General features: G+C 53.4%; 20 protein-coding genes and 3 tRNA genes. 11 read left to right on the top strand and 12 right to left on the bottom strand.

The window, feature by feature from the left end:
- Window positions 1-205: 205 nt before the first annotated feature.
- On the top strand, window positions 206-1741 hold the full coding sequence (locus G6Q29_RS08250; protein ID WP_165465218.1) for a YjjI family glycine radical enzyme: 1536 nt from the start codon (window positions 206-208) through the stop codon (window positions 1739-1741).
- Window positions 1716-2576, top strand: a complete 861-nt coding sequence (locus G6Q29_RS08255; protein ID WP_165465219.1) for a YjjW family glycine radical enzyme activase — start codon at window positions 1716-1718, stop codon at window positions 2574-2576. Before G6Q29_RS08250 ends, G6Q29_RS08255 begins: the two co-directional genes overlap by 26 nt.
- Here G6Q29_RS08255 and G6Q29_RS08260 read toward each other — a convergent pair.
- The 8 genes from G6Q29_RS08260 to G6Q29_RS08295 form a co-directional block, all read right to left on the bottom strand.
- Complete coding sequence (locus tag G6Q29_RS08260; RefSeq protein WP_165465220.1) at window positions 2571-3353, bottom strand: TatD family hydrolase; 783 nt, start codon at window positions 3351-3353, stop codon at window positions 2571-2573. The genes G6Q29_RS08255 and G6Q29_RS08260 overlap by 6 nt on opposite strands.
- Window positions 3350-4402: a patatin-like phospholipase family protein gene (locus tag G6Q29_RS08265; protein ID WP_165465221.1), complete on the bottom strand. Its 1053-nt coding sequence runs from the start codon at window positions 4400-4402 to the stop codon at window positions 3350-3352. The genes G6Q29_RS08260 and G6Q29_RS08265 overlap by 4 nt, the downstream gene beginning before the upstream one ends.
- Before the next feature lie 121 nt (window positions 4403-4523).
- Window positions 4524-4685, bottom strand: coding sequence for a DUF1328 domain-containing protein (locus G6Q29_RS08270; RefSeq protein WP_003856556.1), 162 nt, complete (start codon window positions 4683-4685; stop codon window positions 4524-4526).
- 125 nt (window positions 4686-4810) lie between these two features.
- Window positions 4811-5428 carry a molecular chaperone OsmY gene (gene osmY / locus G6Q29_RS08275; protein WP_165465222.1) on the bottom strand — a complete coding sequence of 206 codons (618 nt, stop codon included), beginning with the start codon at window positions 5426-5428 and terminating at the stop codon, window positions 4811-4813.
- 304 nt (window positions 5429-5732) lie between these two features.
- A complete protein-coding gene (gene prfC, locus G6Q29_RS08280) occupies window positions 5733-7322 on the bottom strand; it encodes a peptide chain release factor 3 (protein ID WP_006810210.1) in 1590 nt (529 codons plus the stop codon).
- 92 nt (window positions 7323-7414) lie between these two features.
- Complete coding sequence (gene yjjG / locus G6Q29_RS08285; protein WP_165465223.1) at window positions 7415-8092, bottom strand: pyrimidine 5'-nucleotidase; 678 nt, start codon at window positions 8090-8092, stop codon at window positions 7415-7417.
- A 19-nt stretch (window positions 8093-8111) separates the two neighbouring features.
- Window positions 8112-8555, bottom strand: a complete 444-nt coding sequence (gene rimI / locus G6Q29_RS08290) for a ribosomal protein S18-alanine N-acetyltransferase (RefSeq protein WP_165465224.1) — start codon at window positions 8553-8555, stop codon at window positions 8112-8114.
- Complete coding sequence (locus tag G6Q29_RS08295) at window positions 8524-8937, bottom strand: DNA polymerase III subunit psi (protein ID WP_125358550.1); 414 nt, start codon at window positions 8935-8937, stop codon at window positions 8524-8526. Before G6Q29_RS08295 ends, rimI begins: the two co-directional genes overlap by 32 nt.
- 102 nt (window positions 8938-9039) lie before the next feature.
- Between G6Q29_RS08295 and rsmC the strand changes: the two genes are divergently transcribed.
- The 4 genes from rsmC (at window position 9040) to G6Q29_RS08315 (ending at window position 10532) form a co-directional block, all read left to right on the top strand.
- Window positions 9040-10068, top strand: coding sequence for a 16S rRNA (guanine(1207)-N(2))-methyltransferase RsmC (gene rsmC, locus G6Q29_RS08300; protein ID WP_165465225.1), 1029 nt, complete (start codon window positions 9040-9042; stop codon window positions 10066-10068).
- 144 nt (window positions 10069-10212) lie between these two features.
- Window positions 10213-10299: transfer RNA gene (locus tag G6Q29_RS08305), tRNA-Leu, on the top strand.
- Between the two features lie 28 nt (window positions 10300-10327).
- Window positions 10328-10413, top strand: a tRNA-Leu gene (locus tag G6Q29_RS08310).
- Between the two features lie 32 nt (window positions 10414-10445).
- Window positions 10446-10532 (top strand) — tRNA-Leu (locus G6Q29_RS08315).
- 42 nt (window positions 10533-10574) lie between these two features.
- Here G6Q29_RS08315 and G6Q29_RS08320 read toward each other — a convergent pair.
- Window positions 10575-10844 carry a DUF1435 domain-containing protein gene (locus tag G6Q29_RS08320; protein WP_207309782.1) on the bottom strand — a complete coding sequence of 90 codons (270 nt, stop codon included), beginning with the start codon at window positions 10842-10844 and terminating at the stop codon, window positions 10575-10577.
- Between the two features lie 216 nt (window positions 10845-11060).
- Between G6Q29_RS08320 and G6Q29_RS08325 the strand changes: the two genes are divergently transcribed.
- Both G6Q29_RS08325 and fhuF read left to right on the top strand, forming a co-directional pair.
- A complete protein-coding gene (locus tag G6Q29_RS08325) occupies window positions 11061-12125 on the top strand; it encodes a GGDEF domain-containing protein (RefSeq protein WP_165465226.1) in 1065 nt (354 codons plus the stop codon).
- 95 nt (window positions 12126-12220) lie between these two features.
- A complete protein-coding gene (fhuF, locus tag G6Q29_RS08330) occupies window positions 12221-13009 on the top strand; it encodes a siderophore-iron reductase FhuF (RefSeq protein WP_165465227.1) in 789 nt (262 codons plus the stop codon).
- Between the two features lie 163 nt (window positions 13010-13172).
- Here fhuF and G6Q29_RS08335 read toward each other — a convergent pair whose 3' ends face one another.
- The gene (locus G6Q29_RS08335) at window positions 13173-14519 is read right to left on the bottom strand and encodes a PTS sugar transporter subunit IIC (RefSeq protein WP_165465228.1); all 1347 of its coding nucleotides are present in this window, start codon (window positions 14517-14519) and stop codon (window positions 13173-13175) included.
- Window positions 14520-14846: 327 nt separating this feature from the next.
- On the opposite strand from G6Q29_RS08335, the gene G6Q29_RS08340 reads away from it, so the two are divergent.
- Complete coding sequence (locus G6Q29_RS08340) at window positions 14847-15305, top strand: YbaK/EbsC family protein (RefSeq protein ID WP_165465229.1); 459 nt, start codon at window positions 14847-14849, stop codon at window positions 15303-15305.
- Window positions 15306-15342: 37 nt separating this feature from the next.
- On the opposite strand, the gene bglJ is transcribed toward G6Q29_RS08340, so the two are convergent.
- Both bglJ and G6Q29_RS08350 read right to left on the bottom strand, forming a co-directional pair.
- Entirely contained in the window at window positions 15343-15978 is a 636-nt protein-coding gene (bglJ, locus tag G6Q29_RS08345) for a DNA-binding transcriptional activator BglJ (protein WP_165465414.1), read from the bottom strand.
- Entirely contained in the window at window positions 15975-16712 is a 738-nt protein-coding gene (locus G6Q29_RS08350; protein ID WP_165465230.1) for a helix-turn-helix transcriptional regulator, read from the bottom strand. Before G6Q29_RS08350 ends, bglJ begins: the two co-directional genes overlap by 4 nt.
- Before the next feature lie 388 nt (window positions 16713-17100).
- On the opposite strand from G6Q29_RS08350, the gene G6Q29_RS08355 reads away from it, so the two are divergent.
- A complete protein-coding gene (locus G6Q29_RS08355; protein WP_165465231.1) occupies window positions 17101-17877 on the top strand; it encodes a threonine/serine ThrE exporter family protein in 777 nt (258 codons plus the stop codon).
- On the top strand, window positions 17868-18341 hold the full coding sequence (locus tag G6Q29_RS08360) for a threonine/serine exporter (protein WP_165465232.1): 474 nt from the start codon (window positions 17868-17870) through the stop codon (window positions 18339-18341). Before G6Q29_RS08355 ends, G6Q29_RS08360 begins: the two co-directional genes overlap by 10 nt.
- The last annotated feature ends 35 nt before the right edge of the window (window positions 18342-18376 follow it).

Consider the following 18376-nt stretch of genomic DNA (forward strand, 5'->3'; position numbering starts at 1 on the left):
AACATTCACCCGCATCCGCACTTCGACATTCATCACAGTTAATGAAAACTGCGTGCAAATTTGCATTAATGGAATGAGATCTTCTTCAAACTTTAGCGCGTTAATTGCTGGCTAAACCGACGATATCCCCTGTCGGATCAAAAGCGCCGCCAGACGGAGTTCCTACAATTCGTTCACCGTCCGCCGAACAATCAAGGAAGCGATCATGCCCGACGCCATGCAACAACGTTGCCAGCACATTGTGACCAGCCCGGTGTTAACCCCGGAACAAAAACGTCATTTTCTGGCGCTGGAAGCGGAGAACAATTTGTCCTACCCCGGTCTGCCAGAAGCGGCCCGTGCCGCGCTGGACGAGGGATTCATCTGCGATATGTTCGAAGGCCATGCGCCATACAAACCGCGTTACGTGCTACCAGATTACGCTAAATTCCTGACTAACGGTTCAGAATGGCTGGAGCTGGAAGGGGCGAAAGATCTGGATGATGCCCTCTCGCTGCTCACTATTCTTTATCACCATGTACCGTCCGTCACATCGATGCCGGTTTATCTGGGCCAGCTCGATGAGATACTCAATCCCTATGTTAAAATTCTAACACAGGATGAAATCGATAGCCGAATAAAACGTTTCTGGCGTTACCTGGACAGAACCCTGCCCGATGCGTTTATGCATGCCAATATCGGCCCGGCAGATACGCCTGTTACCCGAGCCATCCTGCGTGCGGATGCAGAACTGAAGCAGGTTGCACCGAACCTGACCTTTATCTACGACCCGGATGTCACTCCCGGCGATCTGCTGCTGAGCGTGGCGGAAAATATTTGTGCGTGTAGCAAGCCGCATATTTCCAACGGCCCGGTGAATGATAAAATTTTCACAAAAGGTCGATATGGCGTGGTGAGCTGTTACAACTCCCTGCCGCTCGCGGGCGGCGGCAGCACGCTGGTGCGCCTTAACCTGAAAGCGATCGCGGAGCACAGCCACTCCCCGGAAGACTTTTTCACCCGTACCCTGCCCCACTACTGTCAGCAGCAAATCGCAATAATCGACGCGCGCTGCGATTTTTTATATGAACAGTCCGGCTTCTTTGAGAATAGCTTCCTGGTGAAAGAAGGACTGATTGATGCCGATCGCTTTGTGCCGATGTTTGGCATGTACGGTCTGGCCGAAGCGGTGAACGTGCTGTGCGAGAAAGCAGGCATGGCGGAACGTTACGGTAAAAACGAACGGGCCAATGCGCTGGGCTACCGCATCAGTGAACAGCTTGCGGCGTTTGTTGAAAATACGCCGGTGAAACACGGCTGGCAGCACCGCGCGTTACTGCATGCCCAGTCAGGGATCAGTTCCGATTCTGGCACCACGCCGGGAGCGCGACTGCCGTACGGTGATGAGCCGGATCCTATCAGCCACCTGCTGGCCGTGGCGCCGCACCATAAGCACTATCATTCGGGGATCAGCGATATTCTCACCCTGGATGAGACGGTCAAACGCAATCCTCAGGCTGTGGTGCAGCTGTGCCTGGGAGCGTTCAACGCCGGTATGCGTGAGTTTACCGCGAATGTAGCCGGAAACGACCTGGTGCGCGTCACCGGGTATATGGTGCGGCTCTCCGATCTGGAGAAATATCGGGAGGCTGGCTCGCGCACTAACACCACCTGGCTCGGCGAGGAGGCCGCGCGCAATACCCGTATCATGGAACGACGGCCTCGCGTGATAAGCCATGAACAGCAGATGCGCTTTAGTTAGCCAGGTCATTCCGTTTTCCTGCGTGGACGGGCCGGGCAGCCGCCTGGCACTTTTCCTTCAGGGCTGTAACCTGCGCTGCAAAACCTGCCACAACCCGTGGACGATAGGGCGCTGCAATGACTGCGGCGACTGCGTTCCCCACTGCCCTCATGATGCGCTGGCAATTCAGGCCGGGCGCGTCTGGTGGCAGGAGAGTCACTGTCAGCAGTGCGACACCTGTCTGCACCTGTGTCAGCAGCAGGCGACGCCGATGGCGCAGCGCTACAGCGTCGAGGAGATCCTCTCCCGGGTTCGCACGTCCGCGCCGTTTATTGAGGGCGTGACCGTCAGCGGAGGTGAGGCCACCACGCAGCTGCCGTTTGTGGTTGCGCTGTTCACCGCGATCAAAGCCGATCCGTCCCTGCGCCATCTGACGTGCCTGGTGGACAGCAACGGCCTGTTAAGCGAAACCGGCTGGCAAAAGCTGTTACCGGTGTTTGACGGCGCGATGGTAGATCTGAAAGCCTGGGGCAATGAGCATCACCGTTATCTGACCGGGCGCGAAAATCCGCAGATTAAGCACAGCATCCGCTGGCTGGCCGATCGCCATCGCCTGACGGAGCTGCGCCTGCTGGTGATCCCCGATCGGTGTGATTATCTGCAACATCTGCCATCGCTGACTGCTTTTATCCGTGCGTTGGGGAACGTTCCGGTGCGGATCAATGCGTTTCATGCCCATGGGGTTTACGGGGAGGCATCGCGATGGCGGAGCGCCACGCCGGAGGACATCGAGCCGCTGGCGCTGGCCCTGGAACAGCAGCAAATTACGGTGATCCGCCCGGCTCTTTATCTATAGCGTGATGCCGAAGACCGCACGGGTATTTTCCAGCAGTGCGCTGGCAATCACATCTTCAGGCTCCTGACGCAGCTCACACAGCACTTCAAAAACGCGCGCCGCCTGCTCCGGGCGGTTGGGCTGGCCCTGAAAACCATTCAGTGGCATGTCAGGCGCATCCGTTTCCAGCAGGAGCGAGGTCAGCGGGAGTTGCGCCATCACATCACGGGTTTTGCTGGCACGCGGATAGGTGATGGTGCCACCAACGCCAATTTTATAGCCCAGGTCGATAAATCGCTGCGCCTGCTGAAGGCTTCCAGCGAAGCCGTGGACTACGCCCCTGCGCGGAACGTCGATGCGCTTCAGGTGCATAGCCAGCTTGTCATGGGTACGCCTGGAGTGGAGGATCACCGGCAGATCGTGGCGCTTTGCCAGCCGAAGCTGCGCATCCAGGATCGTCTGCTGGCGTTCAAACTGCGGATCTTCGCGATAGAGATCGAGGCCGATCTCACCGATGGCAACCAGCCTGGTATGCGCGTTTTGTAGCATGGCATCCAGTCTGTCGATATGTTCATCAAGATGATGCTCAATAACGATCGGATGCAGACCCAGCGCGGCGTACAGCGCATTGTGCCCCCGGGCAAGCGCCAGGACTTTCTCGAATCTTGCCGCTTCAATAGCGGGCACAATAATGGCTTTCACACCGGCCTGAGCCGCGCGCTCAATGCTTGATCTCTCCTCCCCGCTAAACGGCGGGAAATCAAAGTGACAATGGGTATCGATAAAGCAGTGCGTCACGCCAGATCCTCGTTATCGAGTAAGCCATCGTTGGCCTGGGGCGCGTCCACCAGCGGCATCGCCACCGCATCATTGGCCACAATAGCGGGCGGCAAAATGATGCTTTTATGCCGTTGAACAGGCGGTTGCTCGGCCAGCATTTTTCCGACGGTCGCCAGGAAGTAACGCCCGCAGAGCCGCCCCGTTTTGTAATCCATACGCAACGCCGGCAGCCGACTGCCCAACGCCATGCTCAGCAGCGGCTTAGGCGGATAAATTTCAAAGATGCGCAGCTTGCCCGGTGGTTTTTCAATAAAACGCTGCATCGCGCCGTAGGTCGTTTCATGCTGCTTCGCAATATTCACCAGCGGTTGCAGGCTGCTGTCGCCCAGCCAGCGTTCCATCCGCTTAAACCACTGTGGGGTGTAATACATCTGCGAGGGCACCGTGCGGATCACCACAATGGTTTTTGCCCCGCGCCGCGCCGCCTCCTGTACCGGCACCGCGTCGCTGATACCCCCGTCAAGATAGCTTATCCCCTCCAGCAGGGCGCCGGTGCGGTAGAAACCAGGGATCGCGCTGGACGCGCGAATGATATCCAGCCAGTTCTCTTTCTGCGGCGAAAAATAACCCGGCGAATAGTCATCGCCACGGCTGGCGCACATCCAGAACGCTTTGCCGGTATCGAACAGTCGTGACGCGGTATCCATGGCCAGCGGCATCTGGCTGGAGGTGGCATCCAGTAACCAGTCGAGATCGATCAGGTTCCCGCCGCGCACAAAGCGTACCGGGTTGAAGAATTCTTTGGAGGTGGTGTAGCGCATAATTACTTTGCGCGCATAGCCGGGCTGGTTGCAGACATAGGCAGAGAGGTTCTGCGCCCCGGCAGAGGTGCCAAAATAGAGATCGAACGGGTTGAATTGCGCGCGCATAAATTCGTCGAGCACGCCGGCTGTAAAAATACCGCGCTGCCCGCCCCCTTCACAGACCAGCGCAAGCTGGCCTACATGAAACGGTTTTAACGTCAGCGGCGCAATATTGCCGAGCGTCACGGGAATTCGTTGCCCCACCTCTGCCTTCCTGTTTTCATTATTTTGATGAGACACAGTAACGCACTTCCCCGGTGGTTCTCAAATGAGAAAAGCCAGTCACGAGGACTGGCTTGAGTTTGTTTAATAAATATTGCGTTTGCTACGGGCGACGTCGACCCGTAAACAGGCTGACCAGGAACAGAATAATACCCACGACGAAGACAATTTTAGCTGCCCATGCCGCGGTACCCGCCAGTCCACCAAAGCCCAATGCGGCGGCAATTAACGCGATAACCAGAAATATAATGCCCCAACGAAACATAAGCCTCTCCTTTACCATAGTTAATGTCGGCCGCTAAACGTGAGCGCTCAGGTCACTCACCGGCTTTTCCAGAATCGTTTTTATTTCGCCCGCGGTTTTGAGCCTGACGGGCGAATGGTACTGCTTTACTTCGTTTTCAGATCGTTTTTGACGCTTTTCACACCATCAATAGCTTTCGCAATAGACTCGGCACGATCGCTTTGTGCCTGATTCTCAACCGTACCGGACAGCTGGACCACACCATCGGTGGTTTCAACTTTCACCATACGGGATGGCACGATGTCGTCAGCTAACAGTTTAGCTTTGATTTCGCTGGTAGTTGCTGCATCTCCGGCATAGCCCTTCACGGACGATTCTTTGCTGTCACGTACGTGCAGTTTGTCGCTGACGGAGCTTACGCCCTCAACGCCTTTCGCCACTTTAACGGCCTCTTCGGCCTGGGTCTGGCTTTCAACGAAACCGCTCAGGGTAACAACCTTGTTGTCGGTTTTAACTGAAATATCGGTGCTCTTGATGGAGTCATGATCCACCAGTGCGGCTTTCACTTTTGCTGTGATTGAGCTGTCATCCATGAAATTACCGACTTTATTCATAGAGCTATCGATTTTTTCCCCTGCGGTATCGGCAGTATTTTGTGCTTTATCCATGGTGCTGGTTTCCGCCAGAGCAGAACCGCTTACCAGGACACTACCCAACGTTACAGCCAGCAGAGTTTTAGAAATCTTCAGTCTTGTCATATTCATCGATTTATTCCTGTGTTTTGCCCATTATTTGGGCGGCATACTTCCCTAAATCTTGGTTTTATATATTGCGAATTAACATCCGGGCAAAATGGAGAACCAATCGACATGCATTGAACAGTTAATTCATCCACGCCCGGTGCTAAACACTGAGTTAAATATAGATCACAATCAGAGAGGTGCATTCAGAATTGGGGAAAAAACGAACGAATAGCGAAAAATTGCGGTGAATTAAGAACATTCCGCAAGGGTTTAATAACACAGGAATTAAAGAAGAGCACGGCGGCTGCCGTGCCCTGAAAGGAAATTAATGCTCGCGCGTTTTGCGGAACTGAACATCAGGATAACGTTCCTGCGTCAGGTTCAGGTTTACCATGGTTGGGGCGATATAGGTCAGGTTATCGCCACCGTCCAGCGCCAGCTGAACTTCGTTCTTACGCTTAAATTCTTCGAATTTCTTCACGTCTGAACATTCAACCCAGCGGGCGGTCGCCACGTTCACCGATTCGTAAATCGCTTCCACGTTGTACTCGCTCTTAAGACGGGCAACCACCACGTCAAACTGAAGCACACCTACCGCGCCCACGATCAAATCGTTGTTGGCGATCGGGCGGAACACCTGTACGGCCCCTTCTTCAGATAGCTGGACCAGGCCTTTCAGCAGCTGCTTCTGCTTTAGCGGATCGCGCAGGCGAATACGGCGGAACAGTTCCGGCGCGAAGTTCGGAATACCGGTGAACTTCATCATCTCGCCCTGCGTGAAGGTATCGCCAATCTGAATGGTACCGTGGTTGTGTAAACCAATGATGTCGCCCGGATAGGCTTCTTCCACGTGCGAACGGTCGCCCGCCATGAAGGTCAGCGCGTCGGAGATCACCACGTCTTTACCAATACGGACCTGACGCAGCTTCATGCCCTTTTCGTACTTACCGGAAACCACGCGCATAAAGGCGACGCGGTCGCGGTGTTTCGGGTCCATGTTGGCCTGAATTTTAAAGACGAAGCCGGAAAACTTCTCTTCCTTCGCTTCAACTTCGCGGGTGTCGGTTTTACGCGGCATCGGCTGCGGAGCCCACTCCACCAGACCGTCAAGCATATGGTCAACGCCGAAGTTACCCAGCGCGGTACCGAAGAAGACCGGAGTAATTTCACCGCTCAGGAACAGCTCTCTGTCGAACTCGTGCGACGCGCCTTTAACCAGCTCCAGTTCATCGCGCAGCTGCGCAGCCAGCTCTTCACCGACAGCGGCATCCAGCTCCGGGTTGTCCAGACCTTTCACAATGCGGACTTCCTGAATGGTATGGCCTTTACCGGTCTGGTACAGATAGGTTTCGTCTTTATAGAGGTGGTAAACCCCTTTAAACAGCTTGCCGCAGCCAATTGGCCAGGTGATTGGTGCGCAGGCAATCTTCAGCTCGTTTTCCACTTCATCCATCAGCTCCATCGGGTCACGGATGTCACGGTCGAGTTTGTTCATAAAGGTGAGGATCGGCGTATCGCGCAGACGGGTGACTTCCATCAGCTTGCGGGTACGATCTTCAACCCCTTTCGCGGCGTCAATCACCATCAGGCAGCAGTCCACCGCCGTCAGGGTACGGTAGGTATCTTCGGAGAAGTCTTCGTGCCCCGGGGTGTCCAGCAGGTTCACCAGGCAGTCGTGATACGGGAACTGCATCACAGAGGTGGTAATCGAAATACCACGCTGCTTTTCCATCTCCATCCAGTCGGATTTTGCATGCTGGCTGGAGCCGCGGCCTTTAACGGTCCCCGCGGTCTGGATCGCCTGTCCGAACAGCAGCACCTTCTCGGTGATGGTCGTTTTACCGGCATCCGGGTGCGAGATAATGGCAAAAGTGCGGCGTTTGGCCACCTCTTGCAGATAAGGAGACAACGTCATAATCAATTCTTCTTAGGTAAGCGCGGCAGCAGGCCGCGCATCATGGAATACGAAAAATGCGGCTATTTTACCCATCAACAGGGGGCAGGCAATCATTGTTTACACAGGAGCTGCTCCAGTTCGTTCAATGACGTAACGGTCCAGGTCGGCTCGATGCCTTCTGGCAGCGCGCGGCCATGCGCATTCAGCCAGACGGTGGACAGACCCGCTCTCATACCACCCAGAATATCAGATTCTGCCGTATCCCCCACCATCAACACACGCTCGCGGTCAGGATGACCCGCTTGCGCCAGCGCATAATCGAAAATACGCGTATCCGGCTTCGGTACGCCCACCTGTTCGGAAATCACCAGCGCGTCGAAATGATCGCGCAGGCCGGTGCGTTCAAGGCGGATCTGCTGGAGCGCGGTAAAGCCATTGGTGATGATCCCAAGCTTCACCTTCCCTTTCAGCGAATCCAGCAGAGAAATGGCGCCAGGCAGCGGCGCGCAGATGTCCGCCATCGCATTCAGGAAGGCCTCGTTCAGCACCCCTGGACTGACGTTTAACCGTTCAGCCCACACGTCAAAACGCTGATGCTGAAGCTGTAACGCGGTGATGGCGCCGTTCTGGTAATCCACCCACAGCGGTTTGTTCACCGCCTGATAGTCCTGAAAATCTTCAGCGGTGAAGGTGACGCTATAGTCGAGAAACATCCGCTGTAGGCCGCCGAACGAGTCAAACGTAAACAGCGTTTCGTCGGCATCAAAGAAAATCCAGTCCCATTTCATCGTTACAACCTTATTTTCGTTATCCAATTGGCAGAGCCATGATAATGGCGTCTTCACGTCCCTCTGCGGTGGGGTAGTAGTTACGGCGGATAGTCGCCTCGTTGAAGCCTAAACTTTCATAGAGCGCGATGGCGGCGACATTAGATGCGCGCACTTCCAGCCACAGGGTGAAAACGTCACGGGTTTCCAGCTCACGGATGAGGTGCTCAAGCAGTTCCCTGCCCAGCCCGCGGCGCTGGTAAGCGGGATCGACCGCGATATTAAACAGCGTCGCTTCGTCCAGAACGACCTGCGTGATGGCGAACGCGGCCATCGCACCGTCCACGTCCAGGCGGAAATTTAAATAACGTTCGCCCTGATTGCTGGCAAACGTCTTTTCGCTCCACGGAAAGGCATGGGCGCGGGTTTCAATCGCGAACGCGGTGGTCAGGTCAGCCGTCGTGAGGGAAGAAATCGTGTTCATATTCGCAAATTTGTTGCCATAGCGCGCTACGCGCTTTTGGGTTGGCTTTCAGTTCATCCAGCGCTGGCGAACTGATCTGGCTTCCTTCAAGAGGTAGCTCGTCCACCGCCCCGATTCGCCAGCTGTTACAGCGGCTGTCAGGGGGAAGCATCGCGACGCTTTCGGGCGCCAGCTGTAATACCTGATCGCGGGTCACCTTCAGGCTGCGAAGGACATCCTCAATCAGGGGCTCGTTCAGGGCAGGCGGCGCTTCTGCCACCATCACCAGGCGGACATGCGCAGGGATGGAGATGGCTATTTCGCCCCGCAACGCCGTCGGGCGACGCAAAGCCCACTGGGTGATGCCCAGCTGCTGCAACTGCCAGTCTCGTCGGGATGTCATAGCAAAAACTCCTGTCTCTCAGGCGCGCAAATATAGCAAATGTGTCGAAACTGCGCCATCTACCTACTATAATCCCCGCCTGAGTTTATTGAGGAACAATTCATGTCTGCATTTACCCCGGCAAGTGAAGTCTTGCTGCGTCACAGTGATGATTTCGAAGAAAGCCGTATTCTGTTTGCCGGAGATATGCAGGATGACCTGCCCGCACGTTTCGACTGTGCTGAAAGCCGTGCCCACACCCAGTACTATCACCACTGGCAGGTGCTGAGCCGTCATATGGGCGAGCGCGCGCGCTTTAGTCTGGTGGCGGAGCAGCGCGATATTGCTGACTGCGATACGCTTATTTACTACTGGCCGAAGAACAAGCCGGAAGCCCAGTTCCAGCTGATGAACCTGCTTTCTCTGCTGCCGGTCGGCTGCGATATTTTCGTTGTCGGTGAGAACCGCAGCGGGGTGCGTAGCGCAGAGCAGATGCTCGAAGCCTGGGCGCCGCTGACGAAAATCGACAGCGCCCGTCGCTGCGGCCTGTATCATGGCCGTCTGGAAAAACAGACCACATTTGATGCCAACGCCTTCTGGGACGAGTATCAGCTTGATGGGCTGACCATTAAAACCCTGCCTGGCGTATTCAGCCGTGACGCGCTTGATACGGGCAGTAAACTGCTGCTGTCCACCCTGACGCCTCACACTAAAGGCAAAGTGTTGGACGTCGGCTGTGGCGCGGGCGTGCTGTCAACGGTTCTCGCCAGCCACTCACCCAAAGTGCGTTTAACCCTGTGTGATGTGAGTGCCCCAGCGGTGGAAGCCAGCCGCGCCACGCTTGCTGCGAATGGCATTGAAGGTGAGGTGCTTGCCAGCAATGTCTTCTCCGACGTGACCGGTCGCTTTGACATGATCATCTCCAACCCGCCGTTCCACGACGGGATGGAGACCAGCCTTGAAGCGGCGCAAACGCTGATCCGTGGCGCAACCCGTCACCTCAACAGCGGCGGCGAACTGCGTATCGTGGCGAACGCCTTCCTCGCGTACCCGAAAGTGCTGGATGAAACCTTTGGGTTCCATGAGGTGATCGCCCAGACGGGCCGCTTTAAGGTTTATCGCACCGTGATGACGCGCCAGGCGAAAAAGTAATCCTCCGGTCCGGCGATGGCTGACGCAGCCATCGCCCATTTTTGCAGCAATCAAAACAACGTGCGCAATTTTCTGTTGACGTAAAGCTGAAAACATCTAGAATGCGCCTCCGTGGTTACGATACTTTTACAGTGTCGATGGTATGCGAAGGTGGCGGAATTGGTAGACGCGCTAGCTTCAGGTGTTAGTGTCCTTACGGACGTGGGGGTTCAAGTCCCCCCCCTCGCACCATAAATCACGTTGATATTGCTCGCACTGGGCGAAGGTGGCGGAATTGGTAGACGCGCTAGCTTCAGGTGTTAGTGTCCTTAGGATGTGGGGGTTCGAGTCCCCCCCCTCGCACCAACGAGGCGATATCAAACCAGTAAGATGACTGTGCGAAGGTGGCGGAATTGGTAGACGCGCTAGCTTCAGGTGTTAGTGTCCTTACGGACGTGGGGGTTCAAGTCCCCCCCCTCGCACCAATTATCTTACATTCCTTCAGCCGTACCTCTCGTTTTTCTCTTTTATTTCAAGCTCATCAGAATCACCAGCAATCCACTGATTAACGCAACGCATGATGGCAGCAGTACGTAGTGCCGTAATTGTTTGTGCCAGATCATCGCGGACGTCACCAGCAACCCTGAGACAATCATTGCTTTCCAGACATCAATGGGGAGATCGGCAAACATCAGTCCACTGATGATGGAACCAGGCAACAATATCCCCCAACCACTTCCCAGCGCTTTGCTCAGCATGGTTTCACCTTTCGCATTGATAATGATAAGCACTATCATATGACAGTAATTATCACTTGTCAGTATGCGACATAAGAAATTGCGTCAGCATGTGCTTTCCCATAATGACAGAGAATGTGTAAGGTGATAAATTGCCCACCTGTTAACTTTCTATAAAGTTTTTCTGATAATAAAAATTCATTTTTGTAGCGCCCACTATTACATAACAACACCTTGCTCCTTGTTTTAAATGGGTTTTAATAAAAACGCACGCATATGACATCACAATCCTGGCTGTCTTTAGTCAACAAGAAATATCAGCTATCTTTACGTTTGTTTTTATTACTGAACGCCGCATCAGCACTGTTCTCGATAACAAATCCCCTTTATTCCGTCCGTGCGTTATCAGTCCCCCTGTTTGCCGTACTGACTATCAGCGCAGGCTTACTCATCTGGCACTGGAAAAACAGCACGCGAAAAATAAATATCCCTGTTGTTTCAGCTATTTTTGGGCTTTTATGGGCCTGGCAGATCGTCTCAAAATTTCGCTTAATAACACACGATCATGCGACCTATTTAATGATGGTGCTATTAACAGTGCTTTTTATAGGGTCTCTGGCGTTCGCCAGTAATATTAAAGCCTTTACGTTACATTCCTTTCCCGCTTTTATATCCTGCCTGTGGCTCAGCCCGTCCGAAAACTGGCTGAGAATGGTCTATTTTTTCGCGCTGCCGGTAGTCGCCATTGGTATTCACCATGTACTTCAGCGACGCAATGACCGTTTTGCTCAGGAGTTACTTTCTGAACTGCTGGAAGAGCGTGAAACCCTGACCGATCTCAGCATGATGGACCCGCTCACCGGCTTATATAACCGTCGCGGCCTGCAAAGCCGGCTGGCGAATCTCCCCAGACCTGACAGTGGCGAGCACTTCGTGCTGCTGATGGATATCGACCATTTCAAAGCCTACAACGACCATTACGGCCATATGATGGGCGATCAGGCCTTAATCAGAGTCTCGGCTGCGATCCGCGACGCTGTGCGCTCACGCGATGTCGTCGCCCGGTTTGGCGGAGAAGAATTTATGGTTCTGTTGAGCAACATCCCGCTGGAGCAAGCGCGCCAGACGGCAGAGCGCATACGTCAGAAGGTTTACGATCTTAAAATTCCCCACATGTTTAACGAAAGCGTCGCCACTAACGTGACTATCAGCATTGGCATCGCCATGTTCGAAGGTGAAGACGTTGAGGGCGCGCTGGCGAAAGCCGATAAAGCGCTTTATGAAGCCAAGCATATGGGACGCAACAGCATTCTGCTGAGCGAAGAGCTTCACACTGCCTGAAATCGCCGTCACAGCGTCAGGATAAAACGCTTGCGCTGGGTTTTATCTATAGTTAGGATTGGCAATCATTATCATTTAGATTTGTAATCCACACTATGGCGACTCGTACTGCACACATCGTTGAGCCTTTAATCTGGCGAGCTCCACTCTCCGCCGGGGAAACGACACTTGCGGATGCCATTCGGGAAAAAATCGCCGTCACACGCGCCCATCTGCTGGATTTCATCAAACTGGATGAAGCCCCCCCGCATCATGCTATGACGCTGACTCAGTGGCAACGTCCTGCCGAACTGCGATCGCTGCTGGCAACCTATTCCGACCACATTTATCGTAACCAACCGACGCTCACGCGGGAAAACAAACCGCTGCTTTCTCTTTGGGCACAGTGGTATATCGGGCTGATGGTGCCGCCAGTAATGCTGGCATTGTTGACTCAGGAAACTATGCTCGATCTCTCCTCGGAACATTTCCACGTCGAATTTCATGAGACCGGGCGCGCCGCCTGTTTCTGGATCGATGTACATGTAGATCCGAGCGCAATGCATTTGTCAGCCCAGGCGCGGATGGAACGGTTGATCACAAGAGCGCTGATCCCGGTTATTGATGCGCTGGAAGCGACGGGAGAGATTAACGGCAAGCTGATCTGGAGTAATACCGGTTATCTTATCCACTGGTATTTAACGGAGATGAAGCCGCTGCTTGGCGACGATAAAGTTGATGCCCTGCGCCAGAGCTGCTTCTTTAACAGACAGCTGTCGGATGGACGGGATAACCCTCTTTACCGCACCGTGGTTCCGCGTGAGGGACTTCTGGTACGTCGTACCTGCTGTCAACGCTATCGTCTGCCGGATGTCCAACAGTGCGGCGATTGCACGCTTAAGTAGTCCGGCCCGGCCTGATGGCCTCTCCCGCAGGGCTGAGGATTTCCCACAAAATAATGCCTGCACAGGCGTCCCCCTCTCCCTTGAGGCAGAGGACTGGGGTGAGGGGGAACATACGGCTCTGGTAGTCCTTAAACGGCAACCTGCGTTGCCGTTTAGCTTTTACCTAGGCGACCTGCTGATTTTCCTCTTCCCCATTACGCTGTGCTTCTTCCGCTTCCTGCTGAAGCAACTGTTTCTCATACACTTTAAAGAACGGGAAATAGAAAATGGCGGAAACGCAGGCTAAAACCAGCACCAGGATGGCTGCCCGGAAATCCCACCCCAGCGCCCAGGCGGCACCAACCGGAGCCGGCGCCGTCCACGGCACAACGGAAATCACGCGGCCAATCAGATCAAACTTCATCGCTGCCCATGCCAGCACGGCGTTGACCATCGGCGCCAGCAGGAAAGGAATAAAGAACACCGGGTTCATCACAATCGGGGTACCAAATATCACCGGTTCATTGATATTGAAAATGCTTGGCACCACGCTCAGACGTCCAATGGAGCGCAGGTGTGCGGAGCGACTGCGGAGATAGCAGAATACCAGCCCCATCGTCGCCCCCGACCCGCCGATAACAATAAAGAACGTCCAGAAGGCTTCCATAAAGATGTGTGGCAAAGGCAGGCTCGCCGCCAGTGCGGTCTGGTTTGCCCCCAGGTTAGTCAGCCAGAACATTTGCAGCATCCCGGAGACAATCGCTGCGCCGTGGATACCGGCAAACCACAGCAGGTGGCCAATCAGCACCGCCAGCAGGATCGCAGGCAACGAGTCAGCCGCAGAGACCAGCGGTTTGAATATCGACATGATGGCCTGTGGGATCAGCATACCGAACTGCGACTGGATCAGCAGGCTCAGCGGATAAAGCGTCAGCACCACCACCAGCACCGGGATCAGCAGGTCGAACGAGTTTTTGATCATCGGCGGAACCTGGTCTGGCAGGCGGATACCGATATTATGTGCTTTCAGGAAACGCATCATCTCAACGCAATAGATAGCCACCAGAATCGCAGTGAAAATACCGGTCCCTCCAAGGCTATCGACCGGCAAAGCGCCTTTGGTTTTAGGGGCGGCTACCAGCAGAAACGCCATCAGCGACAGCATGGCGCACATGAACGGATCCAGCTGATAGGTTTTAACGTAATGTTTGCCCAGGTTGTAGGCAATAGCCGCACAGATATAAAGGGACATCACTCCCATTGTCATATCAAAAGGCGTCAGAATTTGTCCTTCAAACTGCTTCGCCATATCCAGCCAGGCGCGAGCAAAACCCCAGGTGGTATCAGGCGAAAAAGGCGGGTAAGCGAACACTAATAAAAACGAGCCTACAATCATAAACGGCATCGCTGAGATAAACCCGTCACGAATAGCCATTACATGGCGCTGGGAAGAGATGCGCCCGGCAATAGGGCTGACGTAATTTTCAACGAAGCGGAAAATCAGATTAAATGCAGCATGGTTGGCAGACATAGCAGATCTCCTGTCAGACGTTCGTTCCGGACGCTCTCACGTCACACGTTGTTCCATAAATCAGCGTCACAACCTTGCCGGATCGTGTACCTGTGGTACTGCTCAAACGGAATGGTTTCATAATTAGCTCTTATTATTAGATACAGGGGAAGTTACACACTTAGTATTAATCTCTGCATCACGCTCTGCAACCGGTTACTGTAACCGGTTTCTGTGAATGTGAAGGCGATCCAGAAATCGCCCCAGCGGAGATTTGTTACTTAAGGGATATTTACAGTGACTAAATTCTTATGACAGATTACGCAGGATATTTGTCAGGAGGAATCAATGAGTTTGCAGTCTGTACAGCAGTTTTTCGCCGAACACGCTCCGGATATAGAGATCATTGAGCTTAACCAAAGCACAGCGACGGTTACCCTTGCTGCTGCCGCGCACAACGTTGAACCTGGCCAAATTGCCAAAACGCTGTCACTGAAAATCAAAGATGATGTGATTCTGGTGGTCGCAAAAGGCGATGCGCGTCTGGATAACAAAAAGCTCAAAGAGACATTCGGCGCAAAAGCCCGCATGCTCAGCTGCGATGAGGTCGTAACCCTGACAGGTCATCCTGTTGGCGGCGTCTGCCCTTTCGGGCTGGAAAATCCGCTCGCTGTTTACTGTGACATCACACTAAAACAGTACGCGGAAGTATTACCCGCAGCGGGCGCCATCCACAGTGCGGTGCGTATATCGCCCGACAGAATGGCGGAGTTGACCGCAGCAAAATGGGTGGATGTTTGCATTTGAGCGTTGCGCCAGAAGAACTCTGGCGCACCACTTAACGTTAAGAGAATGAAGGAACGGTGAGAGCGGTACGACGTACTTCCCGGGCAGGAAGATGTGCCAGGATGTCCGCCGCATCCAGTAATCCTACGTCAGAATTGACGCCCAGCTTTACCATGGCGTTAAATTTATGCGCCCGGATGGTTTTAATGTTGCGTTCAAGCTGTGCCGCAATTTCAGGGATTGAAAAACCCGATGACATATAACGCAGAATCGCTCTTTCGGTCGGACTAAGCATACGATTCTGGCTCACACACCAATGGTTGTAGAGGTTGTCATTCACCTGATGCGTTTCGCTGAGTAATGTCTCTAGCCCCTCCATTAACTGCTTTAGCGGAACCGATTTACTGATTATTCCATGCAAGCGAGAAGGCGAAAGATGGCTGACCAGCCTCGCCTCCATTTCATCTGAAGCTAGCACGATACGCTGGACGTCGCTATGGGTGAAAGTGAGATCCCGTAAGCAGGCCAGACAGTTTCTTCGCTCCTCACGCTCATCTGACAATGAATAGATAACCGCATAGAATGAGATATCCGAGAGCGCTACTTTAAAACTATCGAATCTGCTATACAGGTGCACCTGGTAATGGCTCAGGGTGGGCATCGCAAAGAGATGCTTCAGCCCCACTGCGCTCATTGAGCAGCTTTCGATGACGGCGATATGTCTTGGTGCAGTGGTCTTTTCCATTCCTCAAACTCTCCATAAGCCGACATTAAACTGAGTTCTCGCATTCCCTGGGTACTGCTTATCCACGCGTACATATCGGCGTTACTGCGAAGTGATAAACGGCGCATTGCACTGTTTTTCTGTGCACTGATCGTTTTATTACTTTTATTCAGTAACGTGGCAATTTGGTTGATCCCCCAACCTTTACCTAGTAAACGCAACACCTTGCGTTCAGAGTGGGTGAGCGCAATCATTTGCTCACTCTCTTCTTCAATGTCTGGCGTTTCCGGTATTAATAACGTCTGGCTTATTCGCTCGGCACGTTCACTGCCCGCACGAATAGCGTTAATAACGCCTTCAATAGGTTCCATATCCGAAAGCAGCGTGCTTTCCGGACGCATAAGAAGCTCTACTGCAAGCGGATAAAGGGGACGCGAGACAAGGAATATCCAGTGAATATCCCGATACTGATTCATTAATCCATAATATTGCTCAAGCGTACCGCGAGGATTGCGATACTCACCCGAAATATCGGCAATAACGACCCCAGCGCGACGCAACTGTAGTAGCGTCAACTCCTGCATCGAACGGCAATACGTTATTTCAAAACCGGGAAAGTGATGCGACATGACGCTACCTAACCCATTTTGCATAACCGGTACTCTACTAATCACAACTCCGTGTTTACCATTCAATGGCAACATAGACCCTCCATGTCATGAATTCATTATTTAAGAACGAACTAACCCTACGAAATTAAACACGTTTGTATTCCTTAGTACTAAACGGCTGAATATTCGTAAACCAGTATAAATGTCATATGGGTTATGAAACGCCCAATACAGTCTTAATATCGCACAAAGACTACAAGAATTTAATTCAGATTGCGTGAAAAGATCGAAAATATGAAATTAGAAATACTTAATACATTGTTCCTATAAATTCACATCACACATTCATAAAAAAAACAAAATGCGGCTTTTCGCCATGCCCGACACGCAACTGTTCGCACAAAGGTTGATCTGGCCCAGCGCAAAGGGCCCTGCACTTTGTGTTAAAAGTACGCAATCTCTCTTTTCTTCAGGGCGTTTCATGCAGGCAGATCGGTCTACGCAACGTGCTACCACACGGCTATGTATTCAGTGCGGGCTCTTTCTTTTACAACACGGGGCAGAAAGCGCCCTCGTGGAAGAACTTTCCACACGCCTGGGGCTGGCGCTGGGGATGGACAGCGTTGAGAGCTCTATCTCGTCTAATGCCATTGTGCTGACCACCATTAAAGATGGACAGTGCCTGACCTCCACCCGTAAAAATCATGACCGCGGCATTAACATGCACGTCGTGACGGAAGTGCAACACATCGTGATCCTTGCCGAACACAAGCTGCTCGATCTCCGGGAGATAGAGAAACGCTTCAACCACATTAAACCACTCCGGTATCCACGCTGGCTCGTTGTTCTGATGGTGGGACTGTCCTGCGCCTGCTTCTGCAAGCTCAATGCGGGCGGCTGGGACGGTGCTGTCGTGACCTTCTTCGCCAGCAGCCTTGCGATGTATGTCCGCCAATTGTTGACGCACAGGCAATTACATCCACAAATTAACTTCTGCATCACGGCATTTGTGGCGACAACCGTATCCGGCCTGCTTCTGCGCCAGCCCTTTTTCGCCAGCACGTCTACTGTTGCAATGGCCGCCAGCGTATTACTGCTGGTGCCCGGTTTTCCCTTAATCAATGCCGTCGCTGATATGTTTAAAGGCCACATCAACACTGGTCTGGCGCGCTGGGCGATAGCCAGCCTGCTGACTCTGGCGACCTGTATCGGGGTTGTAATGGCCATGACGCTCTGGGGGTTACGCGGATGGGCGTGATGGATTTTCTGCTTGCTCTGGTGCAGGACATGCTCCTGGCCGCCCTTCCCGCCGTTGGATTTGCGATGGTGTTTAACGTCCCGCAGCGTGCGTTACCCTGGTGTGCGCTGCTGGGTGCCATTGGGCACGGCTCACGTATGGTCATGATGACGTCGGGCTTTAATATTGAGTGGTCGACATTTATCGCCTCCATGCTGGTCGGCAGCATCGGAATTCAGTGGTCCCGCTGGTATCTGGCGCACCCGAAAGTGTTCACCGTGGCGGCGGTGATCCCGATGTTTCCGGGAATTTCTGCCTATACGGCGATGATCTCAGCTGTAAAAATCAGCCACTTTGGCTACAGCGAACCCCAAATGATTCTGCTCCTGAGCAACTTCCTCAAAGCCTCGTCGATTGTGGGCGCGCTTTCCATCGGCCTGTCGATCCCCGGCTTATGGCTTTACCGCAAACGTCCACGCGTATAATAAAATCGCTTGCAATTGTATCGTGCACTATCTAT

This window comes from Enterobacter cloacae (assembly GCF_011078175.1).
GTDB classification, from domain to species: Bacteria; Pseudomonadota; Gammaproteobacteria; order Enterobacterales; family Enterobacteriaceae; genus Enterobacter; species Enterobacter cloacae_Q.

What these genes read in the sequence shown, in the direction of transcription:
- G6Q29_RS08250 (WP_165465218.1), top strand. Translation starts at nt 206, where the DNA reads ATGCCCGACGCCATGCAACAACGTTGCCAGCACATTGTGACCAGCCCG.
- G6Q29_RS08255 (WP_165465219.1), top strand. Translation starts at nt 1,716, where the DNA reads ATGAACAGCAGATGCGCTTTAGTTAGCCAGGTCATTCCGTTTTCCTGC.
- G6Q29_RS08270 (WP_003856556.1), bottom strand. Translation starts at nt 4,685, where the DNA reads ATGTTTCGTTGGGGCATTATATTTCTGGTTATCGCGTTAATTGCCGCC.
- osmY (WP_165465222.1), bottom strand. Translation starts at nt 5,428, where the DNA reads ATGAATATGACAAGACTGAAGATTTCTAAAACTCTGCTGGCTGTAACG.
- prfC (WP_006810210.1), bottom strand. Translation starts at nt 7,322, where the DNA reads ATGACGTTGTCTCCTTATCTGCAAGAGGTGGCCAAACGCCGCACTTTT.
- yjjG (WP_165465223.1), bottom strand. Translation starts at nt 8,092, where the DNA reads ATGAAATGGGACTGGATTTTCTTTGATGCCGACGAAACGCTGTTTACG.
- rimI (WP_165465224.1), bottom strand. Translation starts at nt 8,555, where the DNA reads ATGAACACGATTTCTTCCCTCACGACGGCTGACCTGACCACCGCGTTC.
- G6Q29_RS08295 (WP_125358550.1), bottom strand. Translation starts at nt 8,937, where the DNA reads ATGACATCCCGACGAGACTGGCAGTTGCAGCAGCTGGGCATCACCCAG.
- rsmC (WP_165465225.1), top strand. Translation starts at nt 9,040, where the DNA reads ATGTCTGCATTTACCCCGGCAAGTGAAGTCTTGCTGCGTCACAGTGAT.
- G6Q29_RS08320 (WP_207309782.1), bottom strand. Translation starts at nt 10,844, where the DNA reads ATGATAGTGCTTATCATTATCAATGCGAAAGGTGAAACCATGCTGAGC.
- G6Q29_RS08325 (WP_165465226.1), top strand. Translation starts at nt 11,061, where the DNA reads ATGACATCACAATCCTGGCTGTCTTTAGTCAACAAGAAATATCAGCTA.
- fhuF (WP_165465227.1), top strand. Translation starts at nt 12,221, where the DNA reads ATGGCGACTCGTACTGCACACATCGTTGAGCCTTTAATCTGGCGAGCT.
- G6Q29_RS08335 (WP_165465228.1), bottom strand. Translation starts at nt 14,519, where the DNA reads ATGTCTGCCAACCATGCTGCATTTAATCTGATTTTCCGCTTCGTTGAA.
- G6Q29_RS08340 (WP_165465229.1), top strand. Translation starts at nt 14,847, where the DNA reads ATGAGTTTGCAGTCTGTACAGCAGTTTTTCGCCGAACACGCTCCGGAT.
- bglJ (WP_165465414.1), bottom strand. Translation starts at nt 15,978, where the DNA reads ATGAGCGCAGTGGGGCTGAAGCATCTCTTTGCGATGCCCACCCTGAGC.
- G6Q29_RS08350 (WP_165465230.1), bottom strand. Translation starts at nt 16,712, where the DNA reads ATGTTGCCATTGAATGGTAAACACGGAGTTGTGATTAGTAGAGTACCG.
- G6Q29_RS08355 (WP_165465231.1), top strand. Translation starts at nt 17,101, where the DNA reads ATGCAGGCAGATCGGTCTACGCAACGTGCTACCACACGGCTATGTATT.
- G6Q29_RS08360 (WP_165465232.1), top strand. Translation starts at nt 17,868, where the DNA reads ATGGGCGTGATGGATTTTCTGCTTGCTCTGGTGCAGGACATGCTCCTG.